The organism is Sodalinema gerasimenkoae IPPAS B-353 (genome assembly GCF_009846485.1).
GTDB lineage: Bacteria > Cyanobacteriota > Cyanobacteriia > Cyanobacteriales > Geitlerinemataceae > Sodalinema > Sodalinema gerasimenkoae.
This window is the reverse complement of the sequence record NZ_ML776472.1, coordinates 1,963,663-1,983,717: the sequence shown is the minus strand read 5'-3', so window position 1 is coordinate 1,983,717 and position 20,055 is coordinate 1,963,663. Positions and strand designations below refer to the sequence as shown.

18 protein-coding genes are annotated in these 20,055 nt (G+C 54.5%); 5 read left to right on the top strand and 13 right to left on the bottom strand.

The annotated features are described in order from the left end of the window. Positions 1–286: 286 nt before the first annotated feature. Both L855_RS08615 and L855_RS08610 read left to right on the top strand, forming a co-directional pair. Positions 287–946 carry a GNAT family N-acetyltransferase gene (locus L855_RS08615; RefSeq protein WP_159786814.1) on the top strand — a complete coding sequence of 220 codons (660 nt, stop codon included), beginning with the start codon at positions 287–289 and terminating at the stop codon, positions 944–946. A 378-nt stretch (positions 947–1,324) separates the two neighbouring features. Then, a complete protein-coding gene (locus L855_RS08610; RefSeq protein ID WP_159786811.1) occupies positions 1,325–1,810 on the top strand; it encodes a hypothetical protein in 486 nt (161 codons plus the stop codon). A 110-nt stretch (positions 1,811–1,920) separates the two neighbouring features. On the opposite strand, the gene mfd is transcribed toward L855_RS08610, so the two are convergent. Next, positions 1,921–5,382 carry a transcription-repair coupling factor gene (gene mfd, locus L855_RS08605; RefSeq protein WP_159786808.1) on the bottom strand — a complete coding sequence of 1,154 codons (3,462 nt, stop codon included), beginning with the start codon at positions 5,380–5,382 and terminating at the stop codon, positions 1,921–1,923. A 392-nt stretch (positions 5,383–5,774) separates the two neighbouring features. Here mfd and L855_RS08600 point away from each other — a divergent pair, with 392 nt between their 5' ends. Beyond that, a complete protein-coding gene (locus tag L855_RS08600) occupies positions 5,775–7,529 on the top strand; it encodes a potassium channel family protein (RefSeq protein WP_246198771.1) in 1,755 nt (584 codons plus the stop codon). Here L855_RS08600 and L855_RS08595 read toward each other — a convergent pair. Beyond that, a complete protein-coding gene (locus L855_RS08595; RefSeq protein WP_159786805.1) occupies positions 7,526–8,206 on the bottom strand; it encodes a hypothetical protein in 681 nt (226 codons plus the stop codon). The genes L855_RS08600 and L855_RS08595 overlap by 4 nt on opposite strands. Before the next feature lie 153 nt (positions 8,207–8,359). On the opposite strand from L855_RS08595, the gene L855_RS08590 reads away from it, so the two are divergent. Next, positions 8,360–8,857: a hydrogenase maturation protease gene (locus tag L855_RS08590; RefSeq protein WP_159786802.1), complete on the top strand. Its 498-nt coding sequence runs from the start codon at positions 8,360–8,362 to the stop codon at positions 8,855–8,857. Here L855_RS08590 and L855_RS08585 read toward each other — a convergent pair. Together L855_RS08585 and L855_RS08580 are read right to left on the bottom strand one after the other, a co-directional pair. Beyond that, a complete protein-coding gene (locus tag L855_RS08585) occupies positions 8,787–9,491 on the bottom strand; it encodes a YdcF family protein (RefSeq protein WP_246198770.1) in 705 nt (234 codons plus the stop codon). The two genes, L855_RS08590 and L855_RS08585, sit on opposite strands and share 71 nt — an antisense overlap. 15 nt (positions 9,492–9,506) lie before the next feature. After that, on the bottom strand, positions 9,507–10,292 hold the full coding sequence (locus tag L855_RS08580) for a hypothetical protein (protein WP_159786799.1): 786 nt from the start codon (positions 10,290–10,292) through the stop codon (positions 9,507–9,509). A 368-nt stretch (positions 10,293–10,660) separates the two neighbouring features. Here L855_RS08580 and L855_RS08575 point away from each other — a divergent pair, with 368 nt between their 5' ends. Continuing rightward, a complete protein-coding gene (locus L855_RS08575; protein WP_159786796.1) occupies positions 10,661–11,980 on the top strand; it encodes a S41 family peptidase in 1,320 nt (439 codons plus the stop codon). 236 nt (positions 11,981–12,216) lie between these two features. On the opposite strand, the gene psb28 is transcribed toward L855_RS08575, so the two are convergent. The 9 genes from psb28 to L855_RS08530 all read right to left on the bottom strand — a co-directional run bounded on the left by psb28 (position 12,217) and on the right by L855_RS08530 (position 19,979). Continuing rightward, positions 12,217–12,552 (bottom strand): photosystem II reaction center protein Psb28, encoded by a 336-nt coding sequence (gene psb28 / locus L855_RS08570; RefSeq protein ID WP_159786793.1) that lies wholly within the window; start codon positions 12,550–12,552, stop codon positions 12,217–12,219. Between the two features lie 273 nt (positions 12,553–12,825). Continuing rightward, positions 12,826–14,007, bottom strand: coding sequence for a tetratricopeptide repeat protein (locus tag L855_RS08565; RefSeq protein WP_159786789.1), 1,182 nt, complete (start codon positions 14,005–14,007; stop codon positions 12,826–12,828). A gap of 68 nt (positions 14,008–14,075) precedes the next feature. After that, the gene (locus L855_RS08560; protein WP_159786786.1) at positions 14,076–14,990 is read right to left on the bottom strand and encodes a hypothetical protein; all 915 of its coding nucleotides are present in this window, start codon (positions 14,988–14,990) and stop codon (positions 14,076–14,078) included. Between the two features lie 109 nt (positions 14,991–15,099). After that, a complete protein-coding gene (locus L855_RS08555; protein ID WP_159786783.1) occupies positions 15,100–16,803 on the bottom strand; it encodes a GH3 auxin-responsive promoter family protein in 1,704 nt (567 codons plus the stop codon). A gap of 61 nt (positions 16,804–16,864) precedes the next feature. Further along, entirely contained in the window at positions 16,865–17,689 is an 825-nt protein-coding gene (locus L855_RS08550; protein ID WP_281349488.1) for a lysophospholipid acyltransferase family protein, read from the bottom strand. Positions 17,690–17,818: 129 nt separating this feature from the next. Further along, the gene (tadA, locus tag L855_RS08545) at positions 17,819–18,325 is read right to left on the bottom strand and encodes a tRNA adenosine(34) deaminase TadA (protein ID WP_159786780.1); all 507 of its coding nucleotides are present in this window, start codon (positions 18,323–18,325) and stop codon (positions 17,819–17,821) included. Beyond that, positions 18,322–19,020, bottom strand: a complete 699-nt coding sequence (locus L855_RS08540) for a helix-turn-helix domain-containing protein (protein ID WP_159786777.1) — start codon at positions 19,018–19,020, stop codon at positions 18,322–18,324. Before L855_RS08540 ends, tadA begins: the two co-directional genes overlap by 4 nt. A gap of 30 nt (positions 19,021–19,050) precedes the next feature. Continuing rightward, complete coding sequence (locus L855_RS08535; protein ID WP_425500564.1) at positions 19,051–19,557, bottom strand: Dps family protein; 507 nt, start codon at positions 19,555–19,557, stop codon at positions 19,051–19,053. 161 nt (positions 19,558–19,718) lie between these two features. Then, positions 19,719–19,979 (bottom strand): ParB N-terminal domain-containing protein, encoded by a 261-nt coding sequence (locus tag L855_RS08530; RefSeq protein ID WP_159786775.1) that lies wholly within the window; start codon positions 19,977–19,979, stop codon positions 19,719–19,721. Between the last annotated feature and the right edge of the window lie 76 nt (positions 19,980–20,055).

The window sequence follows — 20,055 nt, the reverse complement described above, 5'->3', positions numbered from 1 at the left end:
GGGGAGAAGGTAGTCAGCCGTCGGTCGGGAGAACCGTGGATCGTGAGCGGTTGGCGGAGTGTTAACCCTTGGCTCATTAGACCTTGCGAGTCCGGAGATCGGTCATCTCTTTTCTAACCTCTTTCCATCGTCAGTATAGCGAAAGTTGTCGAACCTCTTGCCCGTCGCATCTCAACCGATTCAGCTACAATGAAAGTTCATGTCAACTTTGGCAGCTGGTACGCTTGCTGAGATCCTGCCTGATGGATCCTAATCGCTGGTATCCTTCATCCTCCCGACTAGACCTGTGAACTTTTTTGGCACTGCACGCTCCCAACCCAACTCAGGTTTTCGAGGACGGTCAAATCCTCCCTCTCGGTCTCGTTGTCTTGCCTCTGATATTGCCGTGCGGCGGGCTGGTTCGGAGGACTTGCGGGTTTTAGCGGAGATTTTAGCGGCCAGTTTTCATGAAACTCAAGGCTGGCGCACCTGGTTCCTGCCCCTGATTCGCTTGGGGATTTATGAAGATTTACGTCATCGCCTGCGGGCAAGTCATCATCCTCACACCTGCTTTGTCGCCACTCTGGGCGATCGCCCGGGGCCGGATGGCTCCCGGATTGCTAGTGGGGATCACCTGTTGGGAACTGTTGAGCTAAGTTTGAAGTCTAGTCCTCCAACAGCATGGCGTATTAGTGGACTCAGTTATCCCTACATCTCAAATCTGGCGGTTCGTCCCCAGGCCCGGCGTTGCGGTGTTGCACGGCAGCTTTTAATGGCTTGTGAGCAAACAGCCCTAGAGTGGGGCTTCCGAGAAGTCTATCTCCATGTTCTAGACAACAATCTACCTGCCCGTGCTCTCTACACCCAGTTAGGCTACCGCTTACGACGGGTAGAGTTGACCTGGGGCACGACCTGGTTTGGTAAACCCCGCCAATTATTTCTGTACAAATCTCTCATTCGTCCCTGATATGAATGCCGTAAGGGGACGGAGCAGGGACAAGTCCGTTTGCTAAGTTGAAGACTGGTGATGGTTTCTGATAGAATTTGGGTAGGGGTGTGGCAGGTCACTTGATGAGGGCATGACCAAGTCTCTGGAAACATTGTCCTAGTGTTGTCCAATCTTAGATAGGTTCTATCGGTTCATCCAACAGTTCGTCCAAAGCAGTCCCACCGGCCAACCCAGCCGGCTCTGTATCAGTTTATTGAATCGCATCTCCCTCTAACGTCAGAACGAGTCTCGTGGTGTCTCTGGACAGATTAGGTTACCCTAAGAGCAGATGCCTCCCCCTTGACCGCCTGAACATGACCTACGGCATGATCCATTCCTGAAACGAGAGTTACTGATATGTCGCGAAGCCTCGTTAAGTCTTCACAACCTGCCGAGCTTATCTCCCAGCTTAATAGCGGTCAGCTATTGGCGGTCGATAGTCGTCGTCGCAATGGCTTGATCATCTACAAACGATACCACGCCGAGTTTGCAGGGCCTGGGGCTGCTGTAGGGGGCTTTTTCGATGTGGGAACACAACGCACGATCCCCGTTGGCGATTTGGCTCTGGTGGCACCGGAACAGTACGAAGAACGGCAAAAAGCCTACTCCATTCGACGGCATTGGATTCGCTTGACGGAGCAGTTGACGGAAAACCCTGTCCCCCTGCAACGGGCGAAGATGTTGTTGGCACAGTTTGAACATTACTTTGATGCAGAAACGGTAAACAGTTTGCCGGATGACGCGTTAGCGAGCTTGGTGGGTGTGTTGCCTAGCACCATCAAGATGGTGCGCCACCCTAAGCGATTTCAACCTCGGGAGTTGAAAGCAATGGCTAGGGTTTAGACACTCCTTATAAGGAGACGCTGGCGATCGCCCCAAATAACAGGGTTTAGGGCGTTGTTTCGTCGTGGCAAGGTTTACATCTGCAAGGGACGCTGGCGCAGTCGGGCCTCCTAGGAGGCGCTGGCGGCTAAGTTGTCGGTCTCTTGAGTCTCCTCTAGGGCGGGACGTAAGCATTCCAACCATTGAATCAGACTGTCGAGTTGTTTTTCAGCCGGCAATACACCGAGGCCACGCACTGTGACCCGTCCAGTACCATAGACGAAACGAGACTGTAAATGTTTCGGTAAATGTGATTTTAATCGTCCCCAGGCCGGTTCCTCCATGGGTGTCTCTAAGACGACATGCTGTTTCCCCTCGGGTTTAATGCGCGAGAAGCCTAGGGTTTTGGCGAGTTGCTTGAGTTCCATCACCCGCAAAAGTTGACTGGCGGCTTTGGGCAGGGGACCATAACAATCTTGCCAATCGAGGGCGATCGCCTGCAACGCCTCCCCAGAGTCAGCAGTGGCCACCTGACGGTAGGCCGTCATTTTATGGTCGAGATCCGGGATATAGTTGCTGGGGATAAAGGCCGTCAGGTTGAGATCAACTTGGGTATCGTTGACTTTGGGAATGGCCTGACCCTGAATCTCGCGAATTTCTTCCTCTAACATGGTGCGGTAGAGGTCAAAGCCAATGGCATTCATCTGGCCCGACTGTTCTGCCCCCAACAAGTTACCCACGCCACGAATTTCCATGTCTCGCATGGCCAACTGATAGCCAGATCCCAGTTGACTAAACTCTTGCAGGGCCCGTAACCGCTTCTGGGCCGCTTCCGAGAGTTGCTGCCGTTGGCTGTAAAATAACCAGGCATGGGCTTGAATCCCCGATCGCCCCACCCGCCCTCGTAATTGATAGAGTTGGGATAAGCCGAAGCGATGGGCATCTTCAATCAAAATGGTATTGACCCGAGGAATATCTAACCCCGACTCGACAATCGTGGTACAAACCAACACATCGGCTTCACCACTGCTAAAGGCCAACATGACTGATTCGAGTTCCGATACATCCATTTGACCATGGGCGATGGCAATGCGGGCGCTGGGAACCACTTCGCGAATTTTTGTCGATCGCTCCTCAATCCCCTCGACACGGGGTACCACATAAAACACCTGGCCGCCGCGATCGAGTTCCTGGGCGATCGCCCCGCGAATCGTCTCCCAGTCATAGCGAGCTAAATGGGTTTTAATGGGACGACGGGAGGGGGGTGGAGTAGTAATCAGACTAATTTCGCGAATCCCGGACAGAGACATATAGAGCGTCCGAGGAATGGGAGTAGCGGTTAGGGTTAACACATCCACCTGGGTTTTGAGGGCCTTAATCTTCTCCTTCTGATTCACCCCAAATCGCTGTTCTTCATCCACCACCAACAGCCCTAAGTCTTTGAACTTAACGCTTTTTCCCAGCAGTTGATGGGTTCCCACCACCACGTCTAGTTCCCCCGTCATCAACCGTTGTTGAATCTCCTTGCGTTCTTCGGGGCTGCGGAAGCGGTTGAGGAGGCCCACTTGAATGGGATAGGGGGCAAAGCGTTCTTTGAGGGTGTGATAATGCTGTTGGGTGAGGATGGTGGTGGGGGCGAGGAAGGCCACCTGTTTGCCGGCGGTGATGGCCTTAAAGACGGCCCGGATGGCCACTTCCGTTTTGCCGAATCCCACATCGCCACAGACGAGACGATCCATGGGGCGATCGCTCTCCATGTCATGTTTAATATCCTGGGTGGCTTTGAGTTGATCCGGGGTGGGTTGATAGGGGAAGGAGTCTTCGAGTTCTTGTTGCCAGGGGATATCGGCAGGATAGGCAAATCCTTGTTGTTTGGCCCGCTCAGCGTAGAGTTTCAACAGGTCGATGGCAATCTTTTTGATGGCTTTGCGGACTTTGTTTTTAGTCCGTTCCCAAGCCTTGCCCGACATCTTATTGAGTTGGGGGTGGCCGCTACCGGTATGGCGATAGCGAGAGAGGGCGTTGAGTTGATCGGCGGCCACCCGTAAGGTTCCGTCGGCGTAGCGCAGGACGAGATATTCTCGGGTTTCCCCATTCAGGGTGAGACTTTCGAGTTGGAGGAATTGCCCAATGCCGTGGTTATGGTGTACCACATAGTCCCCCGGTTGCAGTTGGTTGGGATCAACCTGTTTGGAGGCGGCCCGGCGGCGTTTACGGACGTAACTGGGGCTGGCGAGGCTATGTTGCCCAAAGAACTCGCGATCGCTGACGACGACGAGGCGCAGGGTGGGCAGGACAAAGCCTTCGAGTTCCGCCTGGCCGGCATATTTGAGGGCAATGGGGACATGATGGGTTTGCAGCCGGTCGACAGCGGGATAGTCGCGGGGATTGGGCAGGAATTGGGCGTTACAGTCATGTTCTTGCAGCAGGGAGACGGTGCGACTGGGCTGGGCGGAGATGAGAAAGATGTTAAAGCCGCGATCGCGTTCTTGCCGCAGAATTTGCGCGATTTTAGCGAATTGGTGGGGGGTGCTGGCGAGACGGCGGCTGGCCAGGTTGAGGCGTTTTCCCGGTTGGTTGTCGGCGTCACGATCGCTCAGTACCAATTCCCGTAACTCCACGCGATCGAGAGTGCAGGCTCCCAAACTCTCCTGGATGGGGCGATGGAGGGGGCTTAGGTGAGGATGGCGATCGCGATGGCTTTGGAAGTCCTGTTCCACATGCTCCACCCAGCGATCGCTATGGCCCTGACAGGCTTCCGGCTCGTCGAGAACGAAGAGAGTCTCGGGGGGCAGATAGTCTAAGAGGGAGGAGGGGGCATCAAAGGCTAACCCCACTTGGGCGCTCGGGGAGAGGTCCGATTCCTCCTCCCCCAGGGAGTCCCCTAAGCCCTGATTGAGTTGGCAAGGTGTTAGCACAACTTGCTGTACTTTGTCAAGAGAGCGTTGGCTGATCGGGTCAAATTCCCGCATTTTCTCCAACTCATCGCCAAAGAACTCCAGACGCAGGGGTAGTTCAGCGGCAACAGGAAAAATGTCGATAATATCCCCTCGTCGGCTCCATTGGCCCTCCGCTTCCACCAGAGACACCGACTCATAGCCTAACTCAGTCAACTGGTGTTTAAGCTGCCCCAGAGAGAGTTCTAGCCCTAATTTGAGGCAGAGACAGGATTGAGCAAACTGCTCTCGGGGGGGTAGATGCGGATGTAGGGCCCGTTGGGTGGCGACAATGGCGAAACGAGAGGATGTTCTTGCCGTTGGGTGAACCAGATCCGCTAAAACTTGTAGTTGTCCCCAGGTGATTTCGTCCGAGTCACTAGCTTCGTAGGGAGAGGCTTCACTGGTGGGGTAGAAGTGAACCAGGGGCCAATCCATTTCTTGCAGTTGAGCGGCCCAACGTCCGGCTTCTTCGAGGGTGGCCGCGATCAGACAGAGATGCTGTTGACGTTGATGGGCTAAAGCCGATACCATCAGTCCCTTGGGGAAGCGAGGAACGCCATCGAGTTGTAAGCGTCCATCGCGCTCCAAAGAACTGGTTAGCTCTTGCGTGAGGGCTGTGCGACTCAGGGTACGAACAACGGAAGAAAAAGCCATAACAGAGCAACAGGAGCGATCGCAAAGGAAAATAAACCTCATCCATTCTAACCAGCCGCGGCCATTTCCAGGAGCGTTCCTCCCATCCTGAAGTAAGGAAAATAAACCTCATCCATTCTAACCAGCCGCGGCCATTTCCAGGAGCGTTCCTCCCATCCTGAAGCCGTTTGAGTGTTCAAGACTACAAAACCTCCTGCACTCCTACGAGAGAATGGGGAATAGGGGTTAACGTCTCGTTTGAGTGTTCAAGACTACAAAACCTCCTGCACTCCTACGAGAGAATGGGGAATAGGGGTTAACGTCCCAATTGCTACCCGTTACCCCTTCCACCTGGACAGATCGCCGCTGGCTTTCCCGAGTCACCTGGTAGATAGGCTTTGAAGCACTCTTTAATGATGAGAAAACCCCAGATTATTGTCTGTGGATTGGGCCCAACGGGCTACGAAATTTTCCGACTGCTACGACAGCAAGGCATCGAGGCGATCGGCATCCATGATCATCCCCTCCCGCAAGAGACGGATCACGTGATTGTGGGGAATCTGCGATCGTCCTCCACCCTCTTAGCGGCGGGGATTCAAGAGGCTCAAACCTTAGTCCTGGCCATGGTTGATGATGCGGTTAACTTGGCAGTTTTGGTGCAGGCCCGTTTGCTGAATCCCCATATTCGCATTGTCAATCGCCTTTTCAATCAACGACTCGGCGAACGACTCAATAATACGCTGACTGACCACACCGCCATGAGTGTGTCGGCCCTGGCGGCCCCGGTGTTTGCCTTTGCCGCCTTTGGCAATCGCGCCATTGGGCAACTTCAGTTATTTGAGCAAATTTGGCCCATTCATGAAGAGTATATTTATGAGGGCCATGCTTGGGCGGGACGGACTCTCGATGAACTCTGGGAAGACCGCTCCCGGATGTTAATTTATTATTTGCCCATGCAGACCCATTTAGACCTCGTCTCTGGGGTCTTGCGTCAACAACCGCTCCAGGTGGGCGATCGCCTCATTGTTGCCACCAAGCCGACGGTTGGCGCTCGTCGTAAATCGGTGGTTGAACGGGGTCGGCAATTTTTCCGCTGGCTGAAAACCCTCCGTCAACAAATTCAGTCGAGCGTGGCCGTGACCCTGGTGCTGTTTACCACAATTTTTGTGGCGACTCTCACCTACACGGCGATTAATGCTGAGATTACTATGGTGGATGCCCTATATTTCTCGGTGGGTATGATTACCGGGGCTGGGGGAAATGAAAAAGTGGCCGAAACTGCCCCAGCGGTGATTAAAGTCTTTACGGTGATTATGATGTTGGCGGGGGCCGGGGTGATTGGGATTGCTTATGCCCTTCTCAATGATTGGGTATTGGGAACGAGTTTTCGTAAACTCTGGCAAGCGGCCCCAATCCCCAGTCACAATCACTACATTATCTGCGGCTTAGGGGGCATTGGCATCCAAATCGCCACCAGCTTACAAGAGAATGGCTACGACGTAGTGGTGATTGAACAGGACCCAAATGGCCGCTTTTTACATACCGCTCAATCGCTGAAAATTCCGGTTGTTCAAGGGGATGCGACGCTACCGAATACCCTAGAAAGTGCCAACATTCAGCGAGCGACGGCCCTATTTGCCGTGAGTAGTGATGACACCACCAACCTCGAAATTGCCTTGACGGCCAAGGGTCTAAAGAATGATTTACGGGTAGTGGTGCGATCCCGGGATGCGCATTTCGGCATGATGGTTCAGGAGGTGTTTGAGTTTAACTCAGTCCTCAGTCCCACGGAAATCGCCGCCCCCTCCTTTGCGGCCGCTGCTCTCGGCGGTGAGATTTTTGGCAGTGGGATGACGGCGGGGAATCTCTGGATTGCCATGGCCACGACGATTACAGCGGAACATCCCTTTCTGGGACAGGATGTGAAGTCGGCGGCAGCAAATGGGGATTTTGTGCCTCTATATCTGGAAACTCCGGGGGATACCCTCCATGGTTGGGAGTTACTGGGGGCAGAGTTGGAGGTGGGCGATCGCCTCTATTTAACGATTCCAGCAAATCGCCTGGCTCAACTTTGGCGCGTGGTGGAACCGGAGTTAGAACTCTCTCCCCCCTCTACTCAGCCCAGCCCTCAGCCCAAGGGTCGCATCTCCTCGGCAAGTCCTCGCTAGGAGAGACCATTGAGCCAGTTACGAATCTGATTGATGTCAATCGGGCCCGCATCTCGGACTTGTTCGCGGGAGTTCCCCGGTAAGGTCCAAGTCTCAGGACAGCCGGGGCCGGGCCGTTGCAGTTGGGTATGGGCGATTAAGTCTAAGGTTCGGGCTTCCATGAGGTAGAAGTTCCCCTGGGTTCCATAGCTACTGAGGGACCCATACCAGCCTTCTTCGTTGAGATACCAGCAGGTCTCACTGTCACTGGGGTTAATGGTCTCATGGGAACAGAGGATTAGGGGGCTGTTGTTGAGATCGGAGGGGGTTACGTCAACGATCTCTCCCTCTCGGTTCGGGAGTTTGCCAATAATCTCATAGTTGGTGTCGGGGGTATCCCGAACCAGGATCATCCCATCATCGCTTAGGTCATTGTTATGGGGTGGGGCTTCGCTGATGGCAAAGACTGGCTTTTCGGACATGGGAATCTCTCCCTCCGAGATTTTGGTGACTCGGCAGACTCCGGCTAAGCGTTTTTCAAAATCTTCTTGGGCTAAGCCGGGTGGGATTCGGTTTTCCTCGGTTTGATTCGGTGCGTCTCCCACTTGGGCCGGGGTGGGAGTTGAGGTTTGCTCGCGACAGGCGAGGAGGGTGAGAGCGAGGGAACAGGTGAGTAGGGTTTTAAGTGGGGGTTTCATGGGGGGAAGGGAACAGGGAACAGGGAAAAGAAGGCAATAGGCAAGAGGCAGTAGGCAGTAGGGAAAGGGGTGACCGTTAACTGTTATAGCAGTCTGTGGGGAAATTGGGATGTTAGAATCTGGCGAAGTTGGTTTGTTGTTTGGGGTGAGGGTATGGGTGAGGTGTCCTGGTTGTTGGTGGGATATGGGAGTTTGTTGCGATCGGATGATGGGGTGGGACAACGGATTGCGGCGGCGGTGGCGGAGTGGGATCTGCCGGGGGTGCGATCGCTGCCTCAGCATCAGTTAACTCCAGAATTGGCGCAAGCGTTGTCTGAGGTCGATCGCGTGCTGTTTGTGGATGCGGCGATCGCCGGAACGACGATTGAGATTCATCCACTCATGCCCGATCGCCAAGGGCCTGTGATGGGACATTCTCTCACGCCATCCTCGTTATTGGGGATGAGTCAATGGCTTTATGACCATTGTCCTCAGGCTTGGTTGATGTCGATCCCTGGGGAGGATTTTGACCTGGGGGAAGCGTTATCGGAGTTGGTTGAGGAGAGAATGGGGCAGGTGTTGGATCTATTGCCCGGTTGGTTTAATAATCCCACTCCACTTGGCCCTGATGTTCACAATGTAAGTTCTCGAGGTCCCAATCGTCTAAGTTGATCTGGCTGAGATGGGTGACGGCATCACAAGAGGGGCGATAGAGGTGACTGATGACGCTCCAAAGTCCGGCCCGAGTGACGTCTAAAATGGTTTTCAGCCGAGTTTCTTGGTTTCCGGGAATGCCAATCTCTGGGACGATGTTGGGTTCGACCCAGATCCCTTGTGCGCCGAAGATGATTCTGGCCATCCAGATGGCTCGGGGGAGGTGACTGGCGGAGGTGATGAGTTCAACATGGCGCACTTGCCAGCGTTTGAGGATGGGCAGACTGTAGAAGAAGTTATAAAAGGTGGAATGGGCGCAGTCTTCTAGCCAGACTTGTTCCATGGGGGCGTTGCTGCGATCGAAGATTGCATAGATACAGGGAGGGTCAGATCCGGCTGAGATGAGGATCGGGATTTCGGGATGCCATCGCGCATAGTCGGCACTATACATTTCTCGGCGAATACTTCCCCCTAGAACGAATACCCCATCGGTGGGTAGGTTGCGATGACTCAAGGCCCGCAGGCTTTGAACACCCGTCAGAAGGAGCAACGCCAAAATTAGCCCCAGCAGGATGCGGCTCACTTGTCGCCATCGGGCCCGTTGGCTTAACCGTCTCATCACCCGCTTAAGTTTGGGCCGCAGTTTAGACATTTCAGGATCTTAATCTCATGATTGATTGTTGCCAGGGGGACGAAATTCGATAGAGCCATCTTCTTGCCGAATGACCTCCGCTCCTAATGCTTCTAATTCGGCGATCGCCCGCTCTCGGACGGTCTCATCGGTGGCATTAAAATAGACATCTTGCCAGCCAATGAAACGGGCCTGGAGACTGTCGGGATTGTCCCGCAACCACTGGGCAGTTTGGCGGTAGTAGGGGGCAAAGTCGGCGTAGGTTTCCGTGGCGGCGGCTAAATCGGCGGCCCGTTCGTAGGCGTTGATGGCACCGGGGACATCCCCGAGAAGCAAGAAGCGATCTAAGGCCTTCAGTAAGGCTAAGACAAAAACATTGTCATGAACCTCTGGAGTGATGGCGTCTAACCCCCGCTCCAGTAGTTCCAAGCTTTTGAGGGGTTCCCCTTGGCAATAGGAGACTCCTCCCGGAATGAACATGTAGGGGGTGAAAAAGCGGGGATCTCGTTGGGTGACTTGGTCAAGATAGGTGGCGTTGAGACGACAGCCGGTGATGTCTCGGGCCGCTTCATCGCCAAAGTATTGTAGATATTGTAGGAACGTCCAACTGGCGATGGCATTGTCGAAGCCAAAACTGGGTAACTGCTCTAGAACCGCGAGTTGCAGTTCCAAGCGTTGTTCTTCCTGAACCGGCTCCGGCTGATCCCCCATCACTTGTTCAAAGCGACCCCATTGTAGACCCACGGCGACCATGGCCCCCAGGGTGGCAGTGATTAAACTCAATCGGGTGGCGTTCCCAGCAGACAGCGTTTGAACCGTCATAGCCGTTGTTTTACTCGCAAACTCTCTTTCTTAGGATAGATCAAGGCGAGATTGTGATCGCAAACACCGTTAAAAGCTCTCTAAAATGGCTACAGTAGTGTGTAGGTCAACATTTGGAGAGGTCTTAGCCCCCCTGAGAGCCACCTGCAATCCATCGGGCGACTCTGCTCGAATTCCCGTTAAGGCCGAAACCGCATCGTCGAGATCCTATCTGTCAGGAATTGTGAGTTCTTCGCCTGTAGGTAAGTTCTAGGTCATATCGGATCGGTCGCTGCGAGATCTACCGATATCCGGCTGTGTTATCACCTCTGAATGGTTCAGATCCTCCTTTAATTCTCCTTTATCGTCCTTCTCCATCCCCGAAGCGCATGAATCGTCCTCAGCCTCCCATCTTTCACTCTCTGACCCTGGTCAGTACGGTGGTCTTAACGACTGCTGTGTCGTTTTTAAATCCCCTCTCTAGTCGCAGCAGTCAGGCGGCGAGCTTTGACAATAGTCCTAAGGCGGTTCTGGATGAAGCCTGGCAAATTGTCAATCGTGACTATGTCGATGACACCTTCCGGGAAAACGATTGGCAACAGGTGCGCGAGGAGCTTCTTGGACAAGACTATAGTTCCCGAGAACAGGCCTATGCGGCGCTGCGTCGTGCCTTGGCCCGCTTAGATGACCCCTACACTCGTTTTTTAGACCCCGAAGCCTTTGAGGCGCTGAATGAGCAGACTTCAGGGGAGCTGTCGGGGGTTGGCTTACGCCTCGAACGGGACAACCAACGAGAAACCCTCTCGATTGTGGAACCGATTCCCAATTCTCCGGCTAGCCGTGAGGGGATTCGCGAGGGCGATCGCATTTTGGCCATTGATGGCGATTCTACTCGCAGTATGGATGTGGATGATGCCTCGCAACGGATTCGTGGCACGGTGGGAACTCCGGTGACGCTGACGATTCAACGGGGGGAACGGGAGTTTGATGTGACGTTAGTTCGCAGTCGCATTGAATTACCGGCGGTTCATCATAGTCTCAGTTTGGAGGGGGAAACTCGGGTGGGGTATATTCACCTGAGTGAGTTCAGTTCCCATGCTCATGAGCAGATGTATCGCGCCATTGAGGACTTGAAAGAGCAGGGGGTGGATGCCTTTGTGCTGGATTTACGAGGCAATCCGGGGGGATTGTTGAGTGTGAGTATTCAGATTGCCCGTATGTGGTTGAATGAAGGGGCGATCGTCAGTACGGTGGATCGTCATGGCAATGTGGATGCCGTCGAAGCCACGCGCACGGCGCTGACGGATTTACCCCTGGCAGTTCTGGTCGATCGCAATTCTGCCAGTGCCAGTGAGATTGTGGCGGGGGCCCTACAAGATAATGGACGGGCCACGATTATTGGCACTCAAACGTTTGGCAAGGCGTTGGTGCAATCGGTAAATTCTCTCTCCGATGGTTCCGGCTTGGCGGTGACGGTCGCCCATTACTATACCCCCAATGGTACGGATATTAGCCAAAATGGGATTCTGCCGGATACCCGCGTTGAGATGACGGGAGATCAGCAATTGTTGTTGAGTCGCGAGAGTCATCGTCGGGGAACTTCGTCTGATCCCGTGTATTCTCGCGCGGTGGATCTGTTCCAACGTCAAGCCCCCGTTGCAACCACGAATGGTGCTGATACGAAGGTTCTGCAATTGAAGCGGCGCTAAGTTGATGTCTGGCGATGGCTACTTGGGCGATCGCCAGACTTTATCAAACATCCAGATATCTATGAAGATACCCAGACGCGGCGAAAATCGAACGATGAGAGGAGTTTCTCACAGTTCGATTTTCGTGATTGATGTCAACACGCTAATTTTAAGCGTTGAACAGTATTTTTTTAAAGGTTTTTGATATCTAGTCGCGGCTAATTAACGTTGAGTTAAGTTGGCACTAGATGACCGGATTAGGCTTTAGAAAAACCGAGTCCGTTTTCTTCAGCATACCGTTCCATGAAGCGCATAAAGCGATCCCATTCTTTTTCAGATTTAATGGGGTAGATGGCTTCAACGGCTTCAGCTTGGCCGTTGACAAACTTCCCTTTAACTTCCCGAGTAACCATTTCGCCTTCTTCGTCAATCAGGTACATTCCGGTGATTTCTTCACCAAATTCGGGGGCGAGGGCTTGGGGGTTTTGGAAGTAAAAAATAGCCCGTCCGTTGCTTCCATCTTTGGAGCGAGTCAGACGAACATCGGGGACAACGTCTTCTTTGACACCTTTGGCAAATTCGATACGAGCCATAAACTTCACCATATACGAAACATCGGCTTCAACTTAACACAGGTCGCGACGTGAGGGGAAGAAGGGGGAATAGGCAAGGGGCAAGAGGCAAGAGGGGGGAGAACCACAGAGTCACAGAGGACACGGAGGAAGAGGAGGAGGACTTCCCTACGGCCTATTGCTTACTGCTAGGGCAACCACAGCTCGGCTATCGCTCGCTGACCACAAGGGATTGCCTTTTGCCTTTTGCCTTTTGCCTTTTGCCTCTTGCCTCTTGCCTCTTGCCTTCTCCCCCTATAACCGCCCCATAATTTCAGGTAACAAGGTCGCCGGAACTCGTTTGAAGGCCTTTGATTGAGCGGTCATGCCGCCGAGGTCGTAACAGGCTCGTAAGGTGCGTACGATCGCATCTTGGGCGGCTTTTTGGCGCTGGGGCTGCGATCGCCAGCCGTTGAAGGCCACAAGATGCTGTTCTAGGGCAGTTTCAATTTCTGTGAGTCGTTGTTGAGCCTCACAGTGGGGGTGCATCCCTAAATAGTAATGGGTTAGACCCAAATTGTTATGGGTGGCATAGAGGTCGAAACTGAGGCTGGTTTGAGATTGGGCGACTTCGATGGCGGTGCGGTAGGAGGTGATGGCCTGCTGCAATATGTCTAGGGCCTGTTCCGGTGGTGCTTGTTGGGCGAGATGCCAATAGGCGGTTCCGAGGTTGTTTTGGGTGGCGGCACAACCGGCGGGGAAACGCTCGGGAGTCCGATATAACAGGGCTTCTTGATAGGCGGCAATGGCTCGTTGCAGCATCTCCGAGGATTGGCCGGAGTCGGAGAGAGTCCAATAGGCGGTTCCTAGATTGCTCTGCAACATGGCATAGGTCATTTCGTCGCGATCGCAGGTGTAATAGGTTAGGGCGACTTCATAGGCGCGAATGGCTCGCTGTAGACAGGCTTTGGGGTCTCTAAATTGCGCCAGACTCCAATAGGCGGTGCCGAGGTTATTCTGGATTGAGGCCGCTTGGGCCTGACGAGAGGGACGATCCGGTTGCGTCTGGGAATGGGTTAGGGCCGCTTCAAAGGCGGCGATGGCCTGTTGCCAATCGTCGGCTTGTTGTCGGGTGCGCCCAATGTCGGCCCAGACGGAGCCGAGGTTATGATGGAGGGTGGCTTCGACGTCGGGTTTGGGAACTCGTTTGAGGCTGGCGATCGCCTGTTGGTAGGCTTGGACGCTGGCTTGTAAGGCCGGGAGACGGCGATCGGGGTGATCGTGACGGGCCAGAAGCCAATGGAGAGTTCCTAAATCGTTAAAGGTGGCTAGGAGTCGTCCTGGCTCGTTGGGGGGGTCTGTTTGCCAAATTTGCAGGGCTTGTTGATAGGCGGCAATGCCGGTACGAGCGCATTTGACGAGATCACAGTCTTTGCCAAATTTGCAGGGCTTGTTGATAGGCGGCAATGCCGGTACGAGCGCATTTGACGAGATCACAGTCTTGTTGCAGGCGATCGCGGTAGAGGTTGCCTAACTCCTGATACTGAACTCCAAGGCGATCGCGGTTACCCCCTTTGCAGGCGATCGCGGTAGAGGTTGCCTAACTCCTGATACTGAACTCCAAGGCGATCGCGGTTACCCCCGAGACGATGTAACTGCTCAACCTGCTGGAGCCGTTCTAGGGGATGATGTCCTGCTACTTCGTCTTGGGTGATGGTCACCAGTTGCAGCAGGGACTTGGGCACAAACTGCCAGTTGGGGGTGCTAGAGGGGGAGATGGTGACGGTTTCTTGGGGGGGGAGGCGATCGCCGTTTGGGTTGCCTTCGGAGGGGAAGGGTACGGCTGGAGGCTTGGCTGAGGCGGGTTGGGTGCGGCGGCGAGGTTGGGCTGAGGTTGAATGAGGACTGGAGAGAGAACTGGGGAAGGGTTCACTGCAAAATTCAAATACCCCGGTGCAGGCGCGCCAAAATTCTGGGGCGGATTGCTGAATTTGGTGGAGCCAGGGACGGGAAATCCAAAAGACTAAACTACCGAGACATTCCGAAGCACTTTCGGACTCGATGCGTAAGAATTGCTGGGGAATCTCTCGCAATTGACGTAGAAATGACCATTGCAAATTGGCCGATTGACGGGTGAGTTCGGCAATGCCCAACAGTTGTAAACAGACGGCGCCTGTTCCTGATCGGTGCTGGGGTAATCCTTGGCGGATTTGCTCTAAGACCGACCGTTGTGCGGGTAAGAGTTGGATACTCGCGAGGCAGGTAGACTGGTCTAAATCTGCGTCCGTTTGCAGGGCGATCGCCAACTCACTGCCTTGGGTTTTATCATCGCAGACGGCCAGGAAAATTTGTCGACGTAATCCGAGGGCGATCGCCATTTTAAGGCGTTGGTACACCTGTTGATTCCAACTCGATGGCTCTGATGAGGTGACTCCCAAAGCCATCGGCGAACTCGGTGAGAGAGCAAGAGGCACAGACATAAACAGGTTTCAGGGAAAAAAGTGATTGCCAAGACGATTGCACCGGCTAATCCTTATTTCACAGGCCCACCGCTTAACTCAGGATAGTCTTGAGGGGAGTGGACTCCTCTTACACTTCCTGGGTACTGAGGGGGCGATCGTCTGGCAATCGCACCTCTTGGGAGAGGGGGAGGTTGGCGAGAAATTCTCGGTCTTCTGTGAGATGGGGGAATTTTAACTGGGAGTCGGGAATGCCTCGCTCAACTTGTTGTTGTCGTAATAGGTCATAACTCCCCGGTTCTAAGAGCCGTAACCGGGGTGGGGGAATGTCACTGCCCCGTGAGATTTGATAATGAGTATTTTCGGCGGCTAACTGTTCGTCAAACCGGTGCAAGAAGGCGATGGGATCGCTTAAGTTTTCTCCAGGGGCGAGTTCGACGTTGACGAGATAGCGGGCGGGAAATTCATCTCCCGAGAGGGTGAGGCAGAAATCCTCGAAACGTACGCCAAACTCGGCTTGGAGGCTATCCATAACGCGGGTGGCATGGTCTTCGGTGGTTTTTTCAGTGGTGGAGGAAATCATGCCCCCACTTCGATGTTTGAAGACAATGAGAGGGGCTTGGTTATAGAAGCCAACCACTTCGACGACATCACCGATGTCATAGCGAAAAAAGCCGCCATAGCTACTAAGGAGAATGCGATAGCGATCGCCCACTTTGACCTCGCGGGGGAGGAGGGTTTGTGGTTGCTCGACGTGCCATTGGTCTTCGGGAATAAACTCGAAAAATCCGGTTTCTAGGGAGAGAATACTGCCGTCTGTATCTACGTCGGGGTAGATACTAAAGGTGCCTTCGGCGGAGGAAAAGACAGCGCCAAAGATGGGGCGATCGCCGAAGTATTCGGGAAAGCGACGGAAGTAAAAGTCGGAGGTTCCACCACGGGCGGCGGTGACGAAAAAGGACTCGGGCCAGACGCTTTTGGGGGTGAGTCGCCCTTCGGTTTGCAGGACCTGACGCAGCTCAGTAGCCCGTTTAGGGTTAGGAACGAGGAGGGACTCCAGGGTGGGGCGTAACTCCGGTTCTAGGGGCAGCCAGGCGGCGAGGGTTCCCTGTTCGATGTCCTGGATCATCTCTTCGCCGTAGCGTTCGAGATAGTTGCACATCCGCAGAATCAACATGGGGAAGTTGGCAATCATGCCTCGGGTGCTGCGATCGCTCAGGGCGAAGAGAATGGCGATGTAATGGCGAGCGACACTGTCGGCGGGGAGTAGGCTTTCAAAGGGATTGGCGAAGAGGACTTTATAGAGTCGTTCGTCCATGCGCATCACGCCAACGCTGGCAGGGCCGTAGTTGATGCCCCCTTCGGTGGTTCCCCACATGAGGGCGGAGTTGGTGAGGAGGAGTTTGCCGAATTTGAGGCCGCGACGTTGCAGGGCCTGTTGCACAAAGCCCATGCTGGTGAGGTTAGCCCGACGTAAGACGGTTTGGGATTTGCGACTGGTGGGGATGAGTTTTTTCTTACCGGTGGAACCGCTGGTTAAGGTGATGTAGACCACGGGATCGGGCAGGAGAACGTTGCTTTCTCCTTGGGCAACTCGCTCAATGTAGGGTTCATAGCTGGCATAGGGAAGAATGGGCATTTTTTCCCGAAATTCTGCTACGGAGTTGATGTTAGAAAATCCGTAGTCTTTACCAAATTCCGTGTTTTCATAATCTCGTAATAATTTTAGTAAAAACTGGTCTTGGACGGCTTCTAGGTTGCGGGTTTTCTGAATGAATCGTTCTCGAAAAAAGCTGGTAATGAGGCTAATAAGAAGTAGGGTCGGATTGGCCATGTTTTAGCAGAGGCTCAAAAAACTCGATTATTATATCGCAGGGACCGGGACAGACAAGGGGTTATTGGCTCAGGCGCTGGTGAAGCTGAACGAGGGCGGATTTGACCCGGGCCGTGAGGGATTTGGCGGCTTGTTTGGAACTCCCTTCGTCGAGGTAGGGGGCGACGGCGATCGCCTCCCCGATGAGGATTGAGACCTCACAGCGGAATTTGGGTGTTCCGCTACTGTAGCGCAGGCTGATGGGGACAATATGCAGTCCAGACTCCTCAGAGTCTAGGTCCGAGGGGCGATCGCTGCGGGCGGCTTGAACGGCTAAGCGCCCTAAGCCAGGTTTGATGGGGTACACCTGTTCGGGATCGGGTTGGTTTTTTTCTCGGTTGCGCTGGATGAAAAAGACGTTCCCTTCGGGAAAAATCACGAGCATCTGTTGATTGAGCAGTAATTCTAAGCCATGACGCAAACTGCCAATGCCAGCGCGACCTAAGTCGACGGGAAAGGCCCCGACCCGACGGACAATTAACCCTTGCAAACCCTCGGTTTCATTAGCGGAGGTCATGAAATGAGGATGTTTACCGGTGACGGGGTATCCGGCGGAGTGGGCGACGAGGATGGGGTCCCAGCGAGAGCGGTGAGTTGGGGCGAGGATGATGGCCCCGGACTGGGGTAGGTTCTCTTGGCCTTGGATTTGGACGCGACGGAAGTAGAGGGGAAGAACGAGATAGCGAGCGAGGGGATAGAGAATGGCTGTTAGCCAGGGGGAGACTTGGGAGGAGACGGAGGTGGAGCGAACCGGAGAAGACATGGAGTTTGGGGGGGCGGCGTTGGCGGAGGAGCTGTTGACGGGCGCCTGCGTATCCGGGTTGGGGGAGGGGTGTAGCTGAGTCATGGGTTGGGGGAGAGGTGACGACAGGGAAGAGCCGGAATGAGCCAGGTTCTGAGAACCACTCGGGTTGGAAACGTCGAAAACTGAGTTATTTTCAGGCTATGGGGATTTCATGAGGGGGTGGGTTAAGTCTCAGCCAGTTTGTTGGGCTGTCTGAGCAGTGGGGGTCAGTTGACGGCGTTGTGCGAACCAGCGTTGTAATTGCTGACGGCAGGCCTGCTCTAGAATACCACCGACGACTTGGGGGCTATGGTTGGAAACGGCACTGTTGGGGAGGTTGACGACGGTGCGAATGGCGCCGGTTTTGGGGTCGTCGGCGCCGTAAATGAGTTGGCTGATGCGAGACTGGACGATCGCCCCGGCACACATGGGACAGGGTTCGAGGGTGACGTAGAGGCGACAGCCCTGGAGATGCCAGCGGTTGAGGATGCGTCCGGCGTCTCGCAGAGCTAGGACTTCGGCATGGGCGGTGGGGTCGCGATCGCGCTCTTTACGATTGCTGGCACTGGCGATGAGCTGATTCTGGGCATCGACGACGAGGGCCCCCACGGGAATCTCTCCCTGGTCTCCCGCCTCTTGGGCTAGGGTGAGGGCGTATTGCATCCACTGTCGATGCTGCTGGAGTTCGCTTAGGCTCATGGTTGACCGGGGTGAGGGGGGTTGGGGAGGGGGTCAACTTGGGCACGCCAGAGGAGGCGATCGCCGTGATAGTAGCCGCGATGGCTGATGCGGACGCGATCGCCGGGGTTGGCGGTTCCCTGTTTGAGTTGATGCTGCTGGGGGTTGTAGGGGACGATGGCATCAACTTCACCAATGGGAATTAGCCCCCAATCCTTTAAAAGCTGTTCCAAGGGACGGATGAGGGGCAAGAGGTTTTTAGCGGGAAGCTGGGGGTTTTGCTCGACTTTGGCGGCAGCGGTGTACCAAAAGCGCAGGAAAGATTCGAGCCGCTCCAGACTCTCCCGTTGAAATTCCTGGCTCAGTCGGTTCGATTGTTGGCTCAGTTGGATTTGCAGCCGTTGGTATTCCTGTTTGAGGGACTCCCTATCCCCCAACTCAGGTTGGCTCAGTGGCGGCGCTACTGGGTTTTGCTCTCGCTCTAGTGCCGCGATTAACTGGCTGGGACTGAGGTTCAATGCCTGACTCAGTTGGCAGAGAACTCCCCAACGCAGGGCTGAGAGAGGCCCGGTTCGCACTTGTCGTACCTGCCATTGAGAGACGGCGGCACGGCGGCTGAGTTCCCGAAAACTGGAAATTCCCGCCTGCGTCATCAGGGTTCGCAGGCGGTCGGTTCGATTGGTGGCGGATTCAGGGGCCGAGTGGGGTCTGGTCATCCGTCAGGGCGATTTCGTCAGAACTTCAGCTTAACCTTCGAGGATGCTACGCAACATCCAGGCGGTTTTTTCGTGGATTTGCATCCGCTGGGTGATGAGGTCGGCGGTGGGTTCGTCGTTGGCTTCTTCGACGACGGGGAAGAGGCTGCGAGCGGTGCGTACGACAGCTTCTTGGGCTTTGACGAGTTGTTGAATCATCTCCTTGGCGGAGGGAACGCCGTCGGGTTCTTCGATGGAGGTGAGTTTGGCGTATTGGCTATAGGTTCCGGGGGCAGCGTAGCCGAGGGTGCGGATGCGTTCGGCAATTTCATCGACGGCCAGGGCTAGTTCGGTGTATTGCACTTCAAACATGGTGTGCAAGGTTTGGAACATGGGGCCGGTCACGTTCCAATGGAAGTTATGGGTGGTGAGATAAAGGGTGTAGGTGTCGGCGAGGAGGCGAGAGAGTCCTTCGGCGATCGCCTTGCGGGATTTCTCGTCAATACCGATTTCGATGGGCATGGTGGGCATAGAATAGGTTCCTAAACTGATGGTCAAAGGGAAGGATCACGATGAGGAGGGGACAAATCCCCTGGTTTTGGGCCTGATACCTGAGTTCCTTCTGTTTCAAAGTGTATCCAATCCTGAGGCGGACTGTCTCTATCGAAGGTGCGAAGCGCAGTTTCGGGACTGCTATCGATGGGGGGAGATGGGTTCGTCTAAGCCAGGTGCATTTGTAGGACGGCTTTGGGGGCGCGGCGCACCCGACAGCGAATGGTTTCATGGCCAAGCCGTTGACAGGCTTCGTAGCGATGACAGCCGGAAAATCCGTAGTACTGTCCCTCAACGTCGAGAACGTCGATGGGTTCCTGAAGACCGATCTCGGCAATGGAGGCCATGAGGGCCTTGACTTTGTCGGGGTCGGTTACTCGGGGTAGGGGACGGCGAATTTGGGCGAGGGGGATGTCGTCGAGTCTCATGGTTGCTGCCAGATGTGGGGCTGATCAGAGGTGATGACCTCTACATCTTGAATGATGACTCCTTAATGCTACTCAT